At 74.3% G+C, this 17,042-nt stretch carries 13 protein-coding genes; 10 read left to right on the plus strand and 3 right to left on the minus strand.

Translation table 11 applies throughout. The annotated features are described in order from the left end of the window. Positions 1-119: 119 nt before the first annotated feature. The 9 genes from eccE to HHL19_RS34820 all read left to right on the plus strand — a co-directional run bounded on the left by eccE (position 120) and on the right by HHL19_RS34820 (position 12,182). Positions 120-1,484, plus strand: a complete 1,365-nt coding sequence (gene eccE, locus HHL19_RS34780; protein WP_169094399.1) for a type VII secretion protein EccE — start codon at positions 120-122, stop codon at positions 1,482-1,484. Continuing rightward, entirely contained in the window at positions 1,481-2,200 is a 720-nt protein-coding gene (locus tag HHL19_RS34785; RefSeq protein ID WP_169094400.1) for a hypothetical protein, read from the plus strand. Before eccE ends, HHL19_RS34785 begins: the two co-directional genes overlap by 4 nt. A gap of 154 nt (positions 2,201-2,354) precedes the next feature. Beyond that, entirely contained in the window at positions 2,355-2,588 is a 234-nt protein-coding gene (locus HHL19_RS34790; protein WP_169094401.1) for a DUF397 domain-containing protein, read from the plus strand. Positions 2,589-3,013: 425 nt separating this feature from the next. Beyond that, positions 3,014-6,211: an SCO5717 family growth-regulating ATPase gene (locus tag HHL19_RS34795; protein WP_169094402.1), complete on the plus strand. Its 3,198-nt coding sequence runs from the start codon at positions 3,014-3,016 to the stop codon at positions 6,209-6,211. A 200-nt stretch (positions 6,212-6,411) separates the two neighbouring features. Further along, complete coding sequence (locus tag HHL19_RS34800) at positions 6,412-8,295, plus strand: ABC transporter substrate-binding protein (protein WP_169094474.1); 1,884 nt, start codon at positions 6,412-6,414, stop codon at positions 8,293-8,295. 2 nt (positions 8,296-8,297) lie between these two features. Next, positions 8,298-9,359 carry an ABC transporter permease gene (locus HHL19_RS34805; RefSeq protein ID WP_169094403.1) on the plus strand — a complete coding sequence of 354 codons (1,062 nt, stop codon included), beginning with the start codon at positions 8,298-8,300 and terminating at the stop codon, positions 9,357-9,359. Continuing rightward, positions 9,356-10,240, plus strand: a complete 885-nt coding sequence (locus tag HHL19_RS34810; protein ID WP_169094404.1) for an ABC transporter permease — start codon at positions 9,356-9,358, stop codon at positions 10,238-10,240. The genes HHL19_RS34805 and HHL19_RS34810 overlap by 4 nt, the downstream gene beginning before the upstream one ends. After that, entirely contained in the window at positions 10,237-11,205 is a 969-nt protein-coding gene (locus tag HHL19_RS34815; RefSeq protein ID WP_169094405.1) for an ABC transporter ATP-binding protein, read from the plus strand. The genes HHL19_RS34810 and HHL19_RS34815 overlap by 4 nt, the downstream gene beginning before the upstream one ends. Next, positions 11,202-12,182, plus strand: coding sequence for an ABC transporter ATP-binding protein (locus tag HHL19_RS34820; protein ID WP_169094406.1), 981 nt, complete (start codon positions 11,202-11,204; stop codon positions 12,180-12,182). Before HHL19_RS34815 ends, HHL19_RS34820 begins: the two co-directional genes overlap by 4 nt. 135 nt (positions 12,183-12,317) lie before the next feature. Here the strand turns inward: HHL19_RS34820 and HHL19_RS34825 are convergent, their stop codons facing one another. Together HHL19_RS34825 and HHL19_RS34830 are read right to left on the minus strand one after the other, a co-directional pair. Next, on the minus strand, positions 12,318-13,289 hold the full coding sequence (locus HHL19_RS34825; protein WP_169094407.1) for a hypothetical protein: 972 nt from the start codon (positions 13,287-13,289) through the stop codon (positions 12,318-12,320). A gap of 107 nt (positions 13,290-13,396) precedes the next feature. Continuing rightward, positions 13,397-14,569 (minus strand): type III polyketide synthase, encoded by a 1,173-nt coding sequence (locus HHL19_RS34830; protein WP_346768572.1) that lies wholly within the window; start codon positions 14,567-14,569, stop codon positions 13,397-13,399. 137 nt (positions 14,570-14,706) lie between these two features. Between HHL19_RS34830 and HHL19_RS34835 the strand changes: the two genes are divergently transcribed. After that, entirely contained in the window at positions 14,707-16,059 is a 1,353-nt protein-coding gene (locus HHL19_RS34835) for a cytochrome P450 (RefSeq protein WP_169094409.1), read from the plus strand. A gap of 18 nt (positions 16,060-16,077) precedes the next feature. Here the strand turns inward: HHL19_RS34835 and HHL19_RS34840 are convergent, their stop codons facing one another. Next, positions 16,078-17,037: a bifunctional riboflavin kinase/FAD synthetase gene (locus HHL19_RS34840; RefSeq protein ID WP_169094410.1), complete on the minus strand. Its 960-nt coding sequence runs from the start codon at positions 17,035-17,037 to the stop codon at positions 16,078-16,080. Positions 17,038-17,042: the final 5 nt, after the last annotated feature.

Raw genomic sequence — 17,042 nt, forward strand, 5'->3', positions numbered from 1 at the left:
CGCCCCGCCGCCCCCTACTATGCCTGGCGGCACCCGTGTCTCACCGCTCAGGTAGGGTGATCGCCCGGTCAACGCCCAGGGGAATTCGGCTATTACGGACACGAGGGGGCAACGCGGCGATGGGTACGGCGACGCGTGCGCGCGACGGGCGGCGGACCAGCGGCCGAGCGCCTCAATCTTCCCGACGGCAACGCAGCAACGAGCGCGGTGAGTCGGGGCGCGGCGCTCCGGCACCGGGGGCCGCGCAGCCGGCCGTCCCTGCGACGACGACGCTCCGCCCGCTGTCGCGCACGAGCCGGGTCGGCCCCGTCCATCTCCGTCAGCTCGTGCTGGTGGAGGCGGCGCTGGCGCTGGTGGCCGTCGGTTTCGTGATGGGCGGGCTCTGGCTGGTCCCGACGTGCGTCGTGGCCGGCGTCCTCGTGCTCCTCGCGGTGATCCGCCGCCGCGGCCAGGCGGTGCAGGACTGGATGGGGACGGCGCTCGCGCTGCGTTCGCGCCGGCGCGACACCGCGCCCTCGGCGCCCGACGCGGACCCGGCGCTCGCCCCCGTCACCGAGAGCGTGCGGGGCTTCGGCGCCCGGCCGTACGTCGACCGCAACCACCGCACCGTCGGCATGCTGGGCGACGGCTCGTTCCTGACGGCCGTGCTGCGCGTCGAGGCGAGCGGTTCGGCGCTGCGGCCGGTCTTCGGCGCCCGCGCCTTCCCGCTGACCCTCCTCGGCGACGCCCTGGAGGTCGACGACATCGTGGTCGAGTCGGTCCAGCTGGTGCAGCAGGTCCGTCCGGCCCCGGCGCCGCACCTCCCCCAGCAGGCCGTGGCCCGCCTCTCGTACACCCCCCTCCAGGAGCGGACCGGGGCGCCCGCGCTGCGGCTGACCTGGGTGGCCGTGAAGCTGGACCCCGAGCGCTGCAAGGAGGCGGTCGCGGCGCGCGGCGGCGGCCTGGAGGGCGCGCAGCGCTGCCTGGTCCGGATCGCCGACCACCTGGCGAGCCGGATCACCGGCGCCGGTTTCCAGGCGGTCGTCCTGGACCAGGAGGAGGTCAACTCCACCATCGCGACCGCCGCCTGTACGAGTCCCCACGCGGCCGCGCGGGCGGGCCGGGCGGACGCGGCGCCGCAGCGGCGGACGGCCGAGACCTCCCGCGTCTGGCGGTGCGACGACCGCTGGCACACCACGTACGCGGTCGGCCGCTGGCCCGAGCTGGGCCGGGGCGCCGCGCCGCTGCCGCGCCTGGTCTCGCTGCTGACCTCGGTCCCCGCGTACGCGACGACCTTCAGCCTCACCGTCCGGCGCGGGACGCGCCAGGGCACGATGGAGGTCGGCGGCCACCTCCGGGTCACCGGCGGTTCCGACAACGAACTGGTCCGGGTGCGCCGGACCCTGGAGCAGGCGGCGCGCACCGCGAAGGTCGGCCTGCTGCGACTGGACCGCGAGCAGCTGCCCGGCGTGCTGGCGACGATGCCTCTCGGGGGTGCTCGATGACGGGCCGCGGTGGAGCGGTGAAGGGGCTGCGCGGTCTGATCGGCCCGCGGCACGCGGGGCACACCGTCCCGGCGGCCGAACTCGGCGCGCTCTCCCTGCCGGTGGGCGACGACGGCGTGGTGATCGGCGAGGACTCGGAGGGCCGCTCGCAGTTGGTGGGCTTCCACCGCTCGACGCCGTACGACGTCCTGCTCATCGGCGGCCTGTGGACGGCGCAGGTCCTCGCGCTGCGCGCCGCCGCCACCGGCTCCCGGGTGGTCGTGGAGACCGGCCGCCCGCACGCGTGGGTGGGTCTGGCGCAGGCGGCGGGCGCGGGTCTGGAGTGCATCACCCTGCATGACGTGGGCCGGGTGCCGCCGCTGGGCGCGACCGTCGGCAGTCCGGCCGTGGTGGTGCGGGACTGCGGCATGCGGCCGCCGCGCGGCCGGGTCGTCTCCTCGCCCTGGCAGTCGGTGCTGACGCTCCTTCCGTACCTCAGCCCGGTCGCCCCGCGGCTGATGCGCGCAGCCACGCTCGTCGGCATCCAGCGCGTCTCGCCGCAGGAGGCGCAGCAGACCGGGCGCATCCTGGGCCTGACGCGGACCGAGGTCGAGGCGCTGCCGACGCTCGCGGACGGCGTGACGCTGTGGTGCGCGGGCGGTGAGCGGCACTGGGTCATCACCAACGCCACGGAAGCGGAGTCGGGCCTGCTCGGCACGGCCCGGCGGATGGACTGAGCAAGGACGGCGGTTCGGGGAGCGCTTGGCCGAAGCGGCCCCGCGCGGGGGCCGCTTTCCCTAGTATTTCCCCTGGTGGCACGGGGCGGGTCCCCACTCCCCCGCGCCACGGGACACATGGTCCGCCGACAGGCCGTGAACGAAAGGAACCCCCATGGGGAGCGCGCAGGAGAAGGACGAGTTGTACGCCCTCGACATCTCGGACGTCGAGTGGATCGGCGCCCCCGGCACGAGCCCGGACGAGGAGCGCGTCGAGATCGCCCATCTGCCCGACGGCGCCGTCGCCATGCGTTCCTCGCTGGACCACGGCACCGTGCTGCGGTACACGGAGGCGGAGTGGACGGCCTTCGTGCTGGGCGCGCGGGACGGCGAGTTCGACCTGAAGTGAGCCCGCGGCCCCGCCCTCCGGTGGCGGGGGCCGCATCGGACCGGCGGTCGGGTGCCCGGAAACGGGTACGCGGCCGCCGGTTCGTCGTATCACCCGTTCGGGCAAGGGAAAGGCGTCGGCGAACGGCCGGCAAAGCGGTACGCAATCACCCTTGTTGCCGCGACTTGTACGGTTTCGCCCCCGGCGCCTCCTCACGCTCCGCCGCACCGGCGTCACCCTGGCCGCGCTCCCGGGCGGAGCCGGGACCCGAAGGGGGAGGACGGGCCTGCCGCCCTGACGGCGGGGGCGTTTAGGGTGGGTGGGGGCGCGGCGGAGTATCCCTCGGAACGGTCGCCGGGTCCGAGGGGGAGAGCCGCCCGACCGGCAGCGAACGGTGGCCCCGACGCACGACGGCACAAGGGTGCTCGACCACACCAGGAGGCAAAGTGAACGGCGATCGTGACGAGATCCGCGGGGACTGGAACGTGCCCGCCGACGAGTCCGACGCGGATCCCGCCGAGATGACGGGTGAGTTCACCATCGACTACACCCCGCCGGCCTGGTACACGCAGAACGCGCCGGGCGGTTCGGGAAGCGTCGGTGCCACTCCCCCGCCGCCGACGGGCGCGCCGCTCCCGGTGCCCGGGACGCCCCCGGCCGGCCTCCAGCCCGGCTGGACGCAGCCGCCGCAGCAGACCCCGCCGCAGTCCCCGCCGCCGGGACCCTACGGGGCGTACGGCTCCGAGGCCGGCGCCCCCGGCACGCCGCCCGGCTACCCGGCGGCCCCCGCGCCCGGACCCCACGGAGGGTACGGCTCCGAGGCCGGCGCCCCGGGCGCCTACCCGGCCGTGCCCGCGCAGGGCCAGGTCCCGAGCCAGACTGCGGGCCAGATCCCGGGCCAGATTCCGGGCCAGGCGCCCGCGCCCGGACCCTACGGCGCGTACGGCTCCGAGACCGCCGCTCCCGGCACGCCGCCCGCGTACCCGGCGTCCGCGCCCGCGCAGCCGGCCCCGGCGGCGCCCTTCGGCGGCGGCGATCTGGAGAGCGGCTCCACCATGCGCTTCAACCCGGCCGCGCTGCGGCAGGACGTCGCCGCGCAGCCGACGCCCGACCCGGCGGCCGACCCGGCGGCCGGTCCCCTTCCGGGCTCCCCGGAGGCCGCGGGCCTGGCCCGCGCGGACGTCCCGCCGGCACCGGCCGCGGAGGAGCCCGCCGCCGAGGCGGAGGATCCTCGTACGGCCGCGGAGCCGGCGCCCGAGGCCCCCGCCGCGGAGACCGAGGCGGACGCCGGTACGGAGGTCGCTGCCGAAGTCGACGCCGTCGCCGATGGCGATGCCGACGTCGACGGCGACGGCGATGCCGAGGCCGAGGCGGCTCCCGCCGAGGTTCACGACGCGACCGGGGGCGACGACACCGAGGCCGCCGCGGAGGCCGACTCGGCGGCGGACGGCTCCGCTGCCGCGCCCGCCGACGCCGTCCCCGCCGCCGTGCCGCTGCCCGCCGAGGACGCCCCGGCCGACGCGGCGGTGGCCCCGGCCGCCCCCGTCGTCCCGGCCGACGCGGGCGGCGCCCTGCCGCCGCTGCCGCCGGACTTCCCGCCCGCCTCCCCCGAAGCACCGCAGGCCCAGCCGTCCCAGCCGGCCCCGCAGGCCCCTGCGCCCGCGGCGCAGTGGCCCGGGCAGCCGGTGGCCGACGCGCCCGGAGCCGTACCGCCGCAGGGCGGGTACGGGTACCCCCAGGGCGCCGCCCTCCCGCCGCAGGCCCAACCGCAGGCCCAGCCGCAGGCACCCGCGCCCGCGCCCGCCGGGTACGGCTATCCGCAGCCACCGGCCGCCGCGCAGGGCGGTTACGGCTACCCGCACCCCGGCCAGCAGCCGCAGCCTCAGCCCCAGCCGTCCGCGCCGGCGCCCGCCGGGCAGGGACTGCCGCCGCAGGCCCCCGCCCCGGGCGGATACGGCTACCCGCAGGCACCCGGCGAGCAGGCACCGCAGCCGCAGGCGCCGGAGGGGTACGGGTACCCGCCGGGTGGCGTCGACCCGCGGACCGGGGCGGCCTGGCCGCAGTCGGTCACCCACGACCAGCGCGAGCGGTCCGTGCCGGGCGCCCCGCTCGGGTACACGGCCGCCGTCGAGCTCTCCTCCGACCGCCTCCTGCGCAACAACAAGCAGAAGCCGAAGTCGAGCCGGAACCCGGGCGCGGCCTCCCGCTTCAAGCTGGGCGGCAAGAAGGAGGAGCAGGAGCGGCAGCGGAAGCTGGACCTGATCCGCACCCCCGTCCTCTCCTGCTACCGGATCGCGGTCATCTCGCTCAAGGGCGGTGTCGGCAAGACCACGACGACGACCGCGCTCGGCGCGACCCTGGCCACCGAGCGGCAGGACAAGATCCTGGCGATCGACGCCAACCCGGACGCCGGCACGCTCGGCCGCCGGGTGCGGCGCGAGACCGGGGCGACCATCCGCGACCTGGTGCAGGCGATCCCGTACCTCAACTCGTACATGGACATCCGCCGGTTCACCTCGCAGGCCCCGTCCGGCCTGGAGATCATCGCCAACGACGTGGACCCGGCCGTCTCGACGACCTTCAACGACGAGGACTACCGGCGGGCGATCGACGTCCTCGGCAAGCAGTACCCGGTGATCCTCACCGACTCCGGCACGGGTCTGCTGTACAGCGCCATGCGCGGGGTGCTCGACCTGGCCGACCAGCTGATCATCATCTCGACGCCGTCCGTGGACGGCGCCTCCAGCGCCTCGACGACGCTGGACTGGCTGTCGGCGCACGGCTACGCGGATCTGGTGCAGCGCTCGATCACGGTCATCTCGGGGGTCCGCGAGACCGGCAAGATGATCAAGGTCGAGGACATCGTGCAGCACTTCCGCACCCGCTGCCGGGGCGTGATCGTGGTGCCCTTCGACGAGCACCTGGCGGCCGGTGCCGAGGTGGACCTCGACATGATGCGGCCCAAGACCCGGGAGGCGTACTTCGACCTCTCGGCGATGGTGGCCGAGGACTTCGCGCGGGCGCAGCAGGCGCAGGGCCTGTGGACCGGCGACCCCCAGGGCGGCATGCCGCCGCACATGGCGCCGCCGATGCCGGGGCAGTACGCCCCCGGTCAGCCCGTGCCCGGACAGCCCGTGCCCGGGCAGCCCGCGCCCGGACAGCCGATGCCCGGTCAGCCGTACGGCGCTCCGCCGGTGCCGGGCCAGCCGTACGCCGGTCAGCCGACGCCCGGTCAGCCGATGCCGGGTCAGCCCGCCCCGGGTCAGCCGTACGGCGCTCCGCCCGCCCCCGGTCAGCCGTACCCGGGACAGCCGGCGCCGGGGCAGTACGCCCCCGGTCAGCCCGCGCCCGGTCAGCCGTACCCGCCGCAGGGCCAGCCGCAGCCGTACCCCCAGCCGGATCAGCCGGGGCAGCCGGGGCAGCCGGGGCAGCCCGGAATGCCGGGTCAGGCCGGGTATCCCGGACAGCCGTACGGGCAGCAGCCCTACCCGCCGGCGGCGACTTCCGGCCAGCCGGGGCAGCCCGGGCAGCCTCCGCAGCCGTACGGGCAGCAGCCCGATCCGGGGCAGCCGTTCGGTCAGCCGCTGCCTCCGCAGGCCCCGCCGCAGGCGCCCCCGCAGGCGCCGCCAGCCCCTCAGCAGTAGGGCGTCACAGGAGTAGACCAATGAGGCTCCGTACCGGTTCACCGGTACGGAGCCTCCTTGTATTCCCGCAGTCCACACGGGGTTTGAGTCATCGTTGACGACGGCAGACCACCGCTGATACATCTTCGCTTCACTTGACGTCAGCCCAAGATCCACGACTCCACGACAGATCCCCCGACGCGAGGTCACGTCCCATGGTCATGGTCACGAAGGTTCCCTCCCGCCCACTCTCCCGCCGGCCGGGCCGGCCCCGCCGGACCGCACGTCTCCTGCTCGCCGCCGCCCTCACCACCGCCTCGCTCGCGGCCCTCCCCGCCACCGCGACCGCCACTCAGGCAGCCACCACGACCGCCGCCGGGGACGAGAAGTCCGGCGGTACGACGCTCACGGTGGCCGTCTCGCAGAGCATCGACTCGCTCAGCCCGTTCCTGGCCCAGAAGCTCACCTCGACCAGCATCCACCGGCTGGCCTACGAGTACCTCACCAACTACGACGCCAAGGACGCCAGGACCGTCCCGGCCTTCGCCACCGAGTGGTCCGCCTCCGCGGACAAGCTGACGTGGACGTACAAGATCCGCGAGGACTCCACCTGGTCCGACGGGAAGCCGGCCACCGCCGAGGACGCGGCCTGGACCTTCAACAAGATGATGACCGACCCGAACGCGGCCACCGCCAACGGCAGCTTCACCGCCAACTTCGCCGAGGTCACCGCCCCCGACCCGCGCACCCTCGTCATCCGACTGAAGAAGCCGCAGGCGACGATGACCGCCCTCGACGTGCCGATCGTGCCCAAGCACGTCTGGGAGAAGGTCGGCGACTTCTCGAAGTTCAACAACGACCAGCAGTTCCCGATCGTCGGCAACGGCCCCTTCGTCATCACCGACTTCAAGGTCGACCAGTACATCAAGCTGAAGCCGAACAAGACGTTCTGGCGCGGCGCCCCCAAGTTCGACGAGCTGGTCTTCAAGTACTACAAGGACGGGGACGCGGCCGTCGCCGCCCTCCAGAAGGGCGAGGTGTCCTTCGTACCGAACCTGACGCCCGCCCAGGCCGCGGCGCTGAAGACGCAGAAGGACATCAAGGTCAACGACGCCCCCGGGCGCCGCTTCTACGCGCTCGCCACCAACCCCGGCGCCCGCGCCAAGGACGGCACGACCTTCGGCAACGGCCACCCGGCCCTCCTCGACCCGGCCGTCCGCAAGGCGCTCTTCCTCTCCGTCGACCGCGCCACCCTCGTCGACAAGGTCTTCCAGGGGCACGCCGTCGAGGGCGAGGGGTACATCCCGCCGCGCTTCGGCGCGTACTTCTGGAAGCCCGGCCCCGAGCAGAAGCGGGCGTACGACCCGGTGAACGCCGACAAGCTGCTCTTCGCCGCCGGGTACAAGAAGAACGGCGAGGGGAAGCGGCTCGGCAAGGACGGCAAGCCGCTGAAGCTCCGGATCCTCTGCCACGCCACCGACCCCAACGACAAGGCGGTCGGCAAGTACCTCCAGGAGTGGTGGGGCGCGCTCGGCATCGGGCTGACCGTCGAATGCCTGGACAGCGTCTCGGATCCGTGGGTCAAGGGCGACTACGACCTCGCCTTCGACGGCTGGTCGGTCAACCCCGACCCGGACTACGTCCTCTCCATCCACACCTGCGGCACCCTCCCGGCCACCCCGAAGGACACCGGCGCCACCGACAACTTCATCTGCGACGAGGAGTTCGACGGGCTCTACGCCCAGCAGGCGGTGGAGTACGACACCGCCAAGCGGGCGGACCTGGTCAAGCGGATGCAGTCCCGGCTGTACGACACGGGGTACATGAACGTCATGGCCTACCCGAACGCCCTGGAGGCGTACCGCACCGACCAGATCGCGTCGATCACCACCATGCCCGAGGCGGCGGGCAACCTGTGGGGGCAGGACGGCTACTGGTCCTGGTGGTCGGCCGTGCCGGCCGCCTCCGCCACCGGCTCGGGGGACGGCTCCGGCTCCTCCTCGACCGGCGTCCTGATCGGCGTCGGGGCGGCCGTGGTCGTCGCCGCCGGCGGACTCCTCCTCTTCCGGACGCGCCGGCGCGCCACCGCCGACGACCGCGAGTAGCGATGACGACGGCAAGCACCCCCGCCGGCGTGGCACGGGCCGAGGAGGCCCGCGCCACGGACGGCGCACCCCGCACCGGCGTCGCCTCCGGCTATCTCCGCCACGCGGCGGGGAAGCTGGGCGGCGCGCTCGTCTCCCTCCTCGCCGTCCTGGTCACCAGCTTCTTCCTCTTCCGGATCATCCCCGGTGACCCGGTGAAGGCGATGACCCACGGCATCCCCACCTCGGCCGAACAACTCGCCACCCTGCGCCGCCAGTTCGGCCTCGACCTGCCGCTGTGGCAGCAGTTCACCGACTACTGCGCCAAGGCGCTCACCGGCGACCTCGGCACCTCCTTCCAGTTCCGCGCCCCGGTCGGCGAGCTGATCGCGGCGAAGCTGCCCGCGACGCTGCTGCTCACCGGCGTCGCCGTGGTGCTCTACTCGGCGCTCGGGCTGTGGCTCGGCACCCGCTCGGCGTGGCGGCACGGCCGCCTCGGCGACAAGGTGAACACCGGGATCGCGCTCACCCTGTGGTCGGTGCCGTCGTTCTGGCTCGGACTGCTGCTGATCATCGTCTTCTCGGTGGGCACGGGCCCGGTCCCGGGGCTCTTCCCGACCGGCGGCATGGAGTCGGGGACCGGCGAGACCGGCTTCGCGTACGTCCTCGACGTGGCCCACCACCTGGTCCTCCCGGTGGTGACGCTGGTCGCGGTCGGCTACGCGCAGACGCTGCTCGTGATGCGCTCCTCGCTGCTCGACGAGATGGGCGGCGACTATCTGACGACCGCCCGGGCGAAGGGGCTCAAGGACGACGAGGTGCGGCGCCGGCACGCGGTGCCCAACGCGCTGCTTCCGACGGTCACCATGGTCTTCATCAACCTGGGCCATGTGGCGGCCGGTTCGATCCTGGTGGAGACCGTCTTCTCCTGGCCGGGGCTCGGCGGCCTCTTCTACCAGGCGCTCAGCGTGCCCGACCTCCCGCTCGTCCAGGGCCTGTTCGTCGTCTTCGCCGGAGCGATGATCCTGATGAACCTGATCGCCGACCTGCTCTATCCGCTGCTCGACCCCCGGGTGGGCCGATGACCTCTCTCGCATGGGAGCGCCGCAGGAGCTCCGCGGCGCGGTTCTGGAAGGCGTACCGGAACCACCGGGCGGGCCTGTACGGGCTCGCCGGGCTCGCCCTGATCGCGCTGCTCGCGCTCACCGCCCCGTGGACCGTCGGCGCCGACGTCCAGTCGGTGACGAACGCGCCGGGGACGGCCCTGGAGCCGCCGAGCGCGGAGTTCCCGCTCGGCACCGACCAGTTCGGGCGCTCGCTGCTCGGCCTGCTGGTCTGGGGCGCGCGGATCTCGCTGCTCGTCGGACTGCTCGCGGCGACGCTGTCCGTCGCCATCGGCACCCTCGTCGGGGTCCTCGCCGGTCACTACGGCGGCTGGCTCTCCACGGTCGTCATGCGGATCACCGACTGGTTCCTGGTGATGCCGACCCTGGTCCTGGCGATCGTGCTCGCGACGGTGATGTCCCGGTCGATGTGGACGGTGGTGCTCGCCATCGGCGTCACCTCCTGGCCGACCACCGCCCGGCTCGTACGGGCGCAGACGATCGCCGTCGAGTCCCGCCCGTACATCGAGCGGGCCACCGCGCTCGGCGGCGGACACGGGCACGTCATGGCCCGGCACGTGCTGCCGAACGTGATGCCGCTGGTGCTCGCGCAGACCACCCTCGGCATCTCCACCGCGATCCTCACCGAGGCCACCCTCGCCTTCCTCGGCCTCGGCGACCCGACGGTCGTCTCCTGGGGCGGCATGCTCCAGGACGCGCGCGAGGCGGGTGCGGTCTCCTCCGGGCACTGGTGGTACCTGGCCCCGCCCGGGATCGCGATCGCGCTGGTCGCGCTCGCCTTCACGCTCTGCGGCCGGGCCGTCGAATCCGTGCTCAACCCGAGGCTGGGGGTGGGGCGTTGAGCCTCCTGGAGATCAGGGACCTGAGGGTCACGTACGGCTCCGGGGCCGGGGCCGTACCCGCCGTGCGCGGGGTCGGCCTCAGCCTGGAGGCCGGGTCGAAGCTGGGCGTGGCCGGCGAGTCCGGCTGCGGCAAGTCGACGCTGGCGCTCGCCCTGCTGCGGCTGCTGCCGACGACCGCCCGGCTCGAAGGGGAGATCCTCCTCGACGGGGAGGACGTCCTCGCCATGAAGTGGGGACGGCTGCGGGCGGTCCGCTGGGCCGGCGCCTCGATCGTCTTCCAGGGCGCGATGCACTCGCTGAACGCGGTGCGCAGGATCGGCGACCAGATCGCCGAACCGCTCCTGGTGCACCGGCGGGCCACCCCCGCCGAGGCCCGCAAGAGGGTCGCCGCCCTCCTCGAACAGGTCGGCCTCCCGGCCTCCCGGGCCGCCGGCTATCCGCACGAGCTGTCCGGTGGACAGCGCCAGCGCGTGATGATCGCGATGGCGCTGGCCTGCGAACCGCGCCTGATCGTCGCCGACGAGCCGACCACCGCGCTCGACGTGATGATCCAGGCGCAGATCCTGCGGCTGATCGAGCGGCTCGTCGCCGAGGAGTCCATCGGCCTGATGATGATCAGCCACGACCTGGCGGTCCTCGCCGACACCTGCGACCGGCTCGCCGTCATGTACGCGGGCCGGATCGTCGAGGAGGGCCCGGCCCGCGAGGTGTACAAGGCGGCTGCTCACCCCTACGGGCGGGCGCTGTCCTCGGCGTTCCCCCGGATCGGGGACCCGGCCTCGCGGCGGGCGCCGCGCGGTCTGCCCGGCGACCCGCCGGACCCGGCGGCGCTGCCGGACGGCTGCTCCTTCCACCCGCGCTGCCCGGTGGCGGTGGCGGAGTGCGCCGAGGACGACCAGGAACTGCGGACGGCGGGCGCCGGGCACCGGGCCGCCTGCGTCCACGTGGGAAGGGTGAGCGGATGACGGAGGCGCTGCTGACGGCGAGCGGGGTGCACGTCGCCTTCCCCGGGCGGCGCGGCGCACCGCCGTCCCGGGCCGTCGACGGGGTGGACCTGGAGATCGGCGCGGGCGAGATCGTGGCCCTGGTCGGCGAGTCCGGCTGCGGCAAGACGACGCTGGCGCGCACGCTCCTCGGCCTGGTGAAGCCGGGGGCCGGCACGGTCTCGTTCGCCGGGCGGCCCCTCGCGTACTCCGGCAAGGCGCTCAAGGCGTACCGGCGGCGGGCCCAGCTCGTCCTCCAGGACCCGAGCGGCTCCCTCAACCCCCGGCACACCGTGTACGAGGCGGTCGCCGAGGGCCTGCGGATCCACGGCCACGACGGCGACGAGCGCGCGGCGGTCGCACAGGCCCTCTCCCGGGCCGGGCTGCGCCCGCCCGAGCGCTTCTTCCTGCGCTATCCGCACGAGCTGTCCGGCGGGCAGCGGCAGCGGGTGGTGATCGCCGGGGCGCTCGTCCTGGAGCCCGAACTCATCGTCGCGGACGAGCCGGTGGCCTCCCTGGACGCCTCGGTACGCGGCGAGATCCTCGCCCTGCTGCTCCGGCTGCGCGACGAACTCGGCCTCTCCGCCCTGGTGGTGACCCACGACCTGGGCCTGGCGTGGAACATCGCGGACCGGGTGGCGGTCATGTACCTGGGGCGGGTGGTGGAGACGGGCCCGGTCGAGTCGGTGCTGACCGCGCCCCGCCATCCGTACACCCGCGCGCTGCTCTCGGTGCTGCCGGAGTCGGAGACGGCCCCGGTGGTGCTCGCCGGCGAACCGCCGGACCCGGCCCGGATCCCCGGCGGCTGCCGCTTCCACGCCCGCTGCCACGTCCTGGCCTCGGGCGAGGCGGCCCCGGTCGCCGACCGCTGCCGTACGGAACCCCTGCCGGTCCTGCGCGCGGGCGGCGGCGAGCGGGGCGTCGCCTGCCACTGGACGACGGCCCGGGAGAACGGCTGACCGACGCGCGACCGCCCGGCGACCCTGGGGGGCGGCGGGTCGCCGGGCGGTGGTGCGGGGGTGTTCAGGTGGGGATCAGCCGGCCGGCGGGGCTCCCACTGGAGGGAGGGGAGGCGGGCCGGGCTCCCGCGGGGATCAGCCGGCCGGCGGGGCTCCCACGGGAGACGCGGGCCGGCCACCCACCGGGGCCGCCGGCTGCGCACCGGTCGGTGCTGCGGGCTGCGCGCCCACCGGGGCAGCGGGCTTCGCGCCGGTCGGGGTCTGGGGGTTCGCGCCGGACGGGGCGGCCTTCGGCAGCACCTCGCAGGCGCTGATCGAGGTCCGCGTCGAGACCGACTTCACCGTGCAGGTGTCCTTCCCGACGCCCGCGTCGACCATGCCCCAGTGCGGGCCGACCGTGAGGATCGTGCCGCCGGGGCCGCTGATCGTGTCGTCGCCGGGGCCCGCCTGGATGAGACCGCCCGACTCGGGGCCGAGGCCGGCGGCCTCGATGGTGTCGGCCTCGCTGCCGCCGAGCACCCGGCCGGAGAAGTCGACGACCCCGACCTTGATGGTGTCGGCGCCGTCGTTGCCGGTGACGATCCCGCCGCCCCGGTTGAACTTGCCGGGCGCGCCGCTCACCGAGCCGGTGGTGATCTTGTCGTCGCCGTCGTCGCCGTGCACGACGGCACCGTGCTCGGCGCCGTCGCCGACGACCGTGGCCACCTTGATGACGTCGTTGCCGCGGTTGCCGCGGACCATGCTGGAGGCGTTCTGCGGCACCAGGTGCTTGGCCCGGATGACGTCGTCGCCGTCGCCGCCCATGACGGCCGAGTCGATGACGAGGCCGCGCACCTCGATCATGTCGTTGCCGTCGCCGCCCCAGACGGTGACGTTCTCCAGGTCGCTGTCGCAGAAGATGTGGTCGTCGCCCGAGGTCCCGCTGACGAGGTCGCCGGGCGGGGCGGCGACCCCGTTGACCCAGCACTGGTGCATCGGCACCCGGGCCGCGCCGGGGGCCGCGGCCTGGGCGGGCGCGGCGGTGAACGAGGCGGCGGCCGCTCCGGCGACGAGCGCGGCGAGCACCGCGGGACCGCGCGGGCGGCGGGAGGGCGGTGTGGGGGGCATACGACTCTCCTTGCACTACGACTGCGGACAGCGGACTGCGGATGACGGACTACTGACGACGGGCTGCTGATGACGGGCTGCCGACGGAGGGCTGCCGACGGCGGGGTTCAGGCCCGGCTGCGGGCGTGCCGGAAGCGCGGCGAGTAGCCGACGATCCGGCGGGCGGCCAGCGGCGGTTCGGCCGGGTGGGCGGAGGTGGTCCAGCGCCCCAGACACATCTCGGCGGTGATGCCGGGACCGAAGCCGGCGAGGATGCCGCGGGCGCCCTCCGGCTGCCCGCCCTCCTCGAAGAGCCGACGGACCGCGTCGAGGACGACGGCGCTGGCGATGTTCCCGTACTCCGTGAGGGTCGCCCGGCTGAACCGGAAGGCGTCCGGCGGCACTTCGAGGAAGAGGCTGAGGTCGTCGAGGATCCTCGGCCCGCCCGCGTGGATGATGTAGAAGTCGAGGTTGCCCGCGTCCCAGCCGTGCGCGCCGGCGATCTCGCGGAGCGCGGGGGCGAGCGGCTCCATCGTCGTGGGCACCCGCTTGTCGAGCAGGAAGTGGAAGCCGGTCTCGCGGACGCTGTAGGCGATCCAGTCCTCGGTGTCGGGCACCAGGTGGGAGTCGTTGCGCTCCAGGGTGATGCCGGAGCCGCCCCGGCCGCGCACGACGGCGGCGGCGACGGCGTCGCCGAAGAGACCGTTGGAGAGCAGCGAGCCGACGCCGAGGTCGGTCGGCTGGTAGCAGAGCGAGCAGAACTCGCAGGCCACGATGAGGACGTTGGCGTCCGGGTAGGCGGTGCAGAAGTCGTGCGCCCGGTTGATCGAGGCCCCGCCGGCGGCGCAGCCGAGCTGGGCGATGGGCAGCTGCCGGGTGTGGCTGGGGAAGCCCATGGTGTTGATCATCCAGGCCGTGAGCGAGGGCATCATGAAGCCCGTGCACGACACGTAGACGATCATGTCGATGTCGGCCGGGCGGAGGCCCGCGTTGCCGAGCGCCTCCTCGACGACGGCGGGCACCCGCGCCTTGGCCTCGGCCTCGTACAACTCGTTGCGTTCCTGGAAGCCGGGGTGCTCCAGGGTCCGCTCGATGGGCTGCACGATGTGCCGCTTGGCGACCCCGGTGTTGCCGATCAGGCGCAGCGCCAGGGGGAGTTGGGGATGGTCGGCGTGGCGCGCACGGGCGAGGTCGAGGGTCTCCTCCATCGTGATCACGTGCTCCGGCACGGCCACCGCGGGTTTGCACAAGGTCACCACGGCACTCGCTCCTTCTTCTCGATCGGGCGAACTGCCGCCCACACTCACCCCGCGCCCCCGAGCCCGCAACCGCGAGCGCGTCCGCCCCGTCACGGAGGGTGATCGGGGTGCTCGGCCGTACGGGGGGCTGTGCGGCCTTCGGCGTGTCGCGTCCGTCCGCCGCCGGGAAGAGGCACCGCATGACCTCCGAACCCCTGACGTCGCAACCGCCGACGCCCGAACCCTCACCGCCCGGACGACCCGCGCCGGGGCCGTCCCCGTCCGCCCCTCCGGCGTCCGGGACCTCCGCCACCGGACCGGCCGCGCCCGGCGCCGCCCCCGCCGGCTGTCCCGCCGCCGCCCGTCCGGCCCGGGTCTGGCCCGTGGACGACCTGCCCGCCCTCGACTTCGACCCGCTCCTGGCCGAGCTGCTCGCGAAGGAGCCGGTCTCCCGGATCAGCCTGCCGTTCGCCGCCGAGAACGAGGCCTGGCTGGTCACCCGGTACGCCGACGTACGGGCCGTGACCTCCGACCCGCGGTTCAGCCGGACGGCCCTGCTCGACCGCCAGGTCACCACGATGACCGGCCACATGGTGGCCTCGAAGGCGGCCCTGAACTACGCCGATCCGCCGTACCACACCCAGCTGCGCAAGGCGGTGACCAAGACCTTCACCGGGCGGGGCGTCCAGCGGCTGCGGCCCCTCGCCCAGGCCTCCTGCGACCGGCTCCTGGAGGCCATGGAGGCGGCCGGCCGGCCCGCGGACCTGATGGCGCACCTGCACGGGCCGCTGCCGATGGCGGTCGTCTGCGACCTGCTCGGCATCCCCGAGGAGGACCGGGCCGAGCTGGCGTCCTGGCCGGACCTGATCCTCTCCTCGGGGCCGGGCCCGGAGAGCAGCCGCGCCGCCAAGGCGCAGATCCACGGCTACGTCACCCGGCTGCTCGACCACCGGATGGCGGAGCCCCGGGAGGACCTGGCCGGTGAACTGGCCGAGGCGCTGGCGGAGGGCCGGATCGGCGCCGACGAGGCGGTGTCGCTCGCGATGGCGGTGCTGATCAGCGGCGCCCACGCGGTCCGCAACAACAGCGCCAACATGGTCTACGTGCTGCTCACCCGTCCGGAGCTGCTCGCCCGGCTGCGGGCGGAGCCGGAGCTGCTGCCGCAGGCGGTGGACGAGCTGCTGCGCTGGATCCCGCACCGCAACGGCGTGGGGCTGCCCCGGATCGCGACGGAGGACGTCGAGGTCGGCGGGGTGGTGATCCGGGCGGGCGAGGCGGTGTACGCCTCCTACCTGGCGGCCAACCGGGACCCGGAGGTCTTCGCGGACCCGGAGGCCCTCGACTTCGACCGCGAAGGCACCGGCCACCTCTCCTTCGGGCACGGGCCGCACCACTGCATGGGCGCGATGCTGACCCGGATGGAGTCCGAGGTGATGCTCTCCACCCTGCTCGCCCGCTACCCGGAGCTGCGGCTCGCGGGCCCGCCGGAGGAGGTGCCGTTCCAGTCCAAGGGCCTGATCCGCGGCCCGCGGGAGCTGTACGTCACCTGGTGACGGGCCCGGAAGGGGGGGTCAGGCCCCCGCGGCGTCGTACTCGGCCGTCAGGGTCCGGCAGGTGGCGACGTCCCCGGCCATGGCGACGAGCAGGTCGTCGAGGGTGTCGAACTTGAGCATGCCGCGCACGTAGGCGAGGAAGTCGACGGTCACGTGGAGCCCGTACAGGTCGAGGCCCTCGCGGTCGATCGCGTACGCCTCCACCGTCCGCTCCTTGCCGTCGAACTGCGGGTTGGTGCCGACGGAGATCGCGGCCGGCATCCGCTCGCCGTTCGCGGTCAGCCAGCCGGCGTAGACGCCGTCGGCGGGGATCGCGGTGTGCGGCAGGGTCTCCACGTTGGCCGTGGGGAAGCCCAGTTCGCGCCCGCGCTGGGCGCCGCGCACGACGATGCCCTCGACGCGGTGCGGGCGGCCGAGGATCTCGGCGGCGCCGGTCATGTCGCCCTCGGCGACGAGCCGCCGGGTGAGCGTGGAGGAGAAGGGCTGTCCGCCGCCGGCGGAGCCGCTCACGTACAGGTCGATGACCTCGACCTCGTAGTCGTAGGTGGCGCCCAGCTCGGTGAGGTACGCCACGGTGCCCGCGGCGCGGTGGCCGAAGCGGAAGTTGGGGCCCTCGATGACGGCCCGGGCGTGCAGCTTGTCGACGAGCACCTTGACGATGAAGTCGGCCGGCGACAGCTGCGAGAACTCGGCCGTGAACGGCAGCACGAGGACGGCGTCCACGCCCAGTTCGGCCATCAGCTCGGCGCGCCGGTGGTGCGGGGCGAGCAGCGGCGGGTGGCTGCCGGGGCGCACCACCTCGGAGGGATGCGGGTCGAAGGTGACGACGACGGCGGGGACGCCGAGTTCGCGGGCGCGCTCCACGGCCCGCCCGATGATCAGCTGGTGCCCGCGGTGCACACCGTCGTAGGAGCCGATGGTGACGACGCTGCGCCCCCAGTCCTGGGGGATGTCCTCCAAGCCACGCCAGCGCTGCACTGTGA

The sequence above is a fragment of the Streptomyces sp. R302 genome, from assembly GCF_012927245.1.
Classification (GTDB): Bacteria; Actinomycetota; Actinomycetes; order Streptomycetales; family Streptomycetaceae; genus Streptomyces.

Bases quoted from the DNA above. Each gene is read 5' to 3' on its own strand.
- eccE (WP_169094399.1), top strand. From the start codon at position 120: ATGGGTACGGCGACGCGTGCGCGCGACGGGCGGCGGACCAGCGGCCGA.
- HHL19_RS34785 (WP_169094400.1), top strand. From the start codon at position 1,481: ATGACGGGCCGCGGTGGAGCGGTGAAGGGGCTGCGCGGTCTGATCGGC.
- HHL19_RS34790 (WP_169094401.1), top strand. From the start codon at position 2,355: ATGGGGAGCGCGCAGGAGAAGGACGAGTTGTACGCCCTCGACATCTCG.
- HHL19_RS34800 (WP_169094474.1), top strand. From the start codon at position 6,412: ATGGTCACGAAGGTTCCCTCCCGCCCACTCTCCCGCCGGCCGGGCCGG.
- HHL19_RS34805 (WP_169094403.1), top strand. From the start codon at position 8,298: ATGACGACGGCAAGCACCCCCGCCGGCGTGGCACGGGCCGAGGAGGCC.
- HHL19_RS34810 (WP_169094404.1), top strand. From the start codon at position 9,356: ATGACCTCTCTCGCATGGGAGCGCCGCAGGAGCTCCGCGGCGCGGTTC.
- HHL19_RS34820 (WP_169094406.1), top strand. From the start codon at position 11,202: ATGACGGAGGCGCTGCTGACGGCGAGCGGGGTGCACGTCGCCTTCCCC.
- HHL19_RS34825 (WP_169094407.1), bottom strand. From the start codon at position 13,289: ATGCCCCCCACACCGCCCTCCCGCCGCCCGCGCGGTCCCGCGGTGCTC.
- HHL19_RS34835 (WP_169094409.1), top strand. From the start codon at position 14,707: ATGACCTCCGAACCCCTGACGTCGCAACCGCCGACGCCCGAACCCTCA.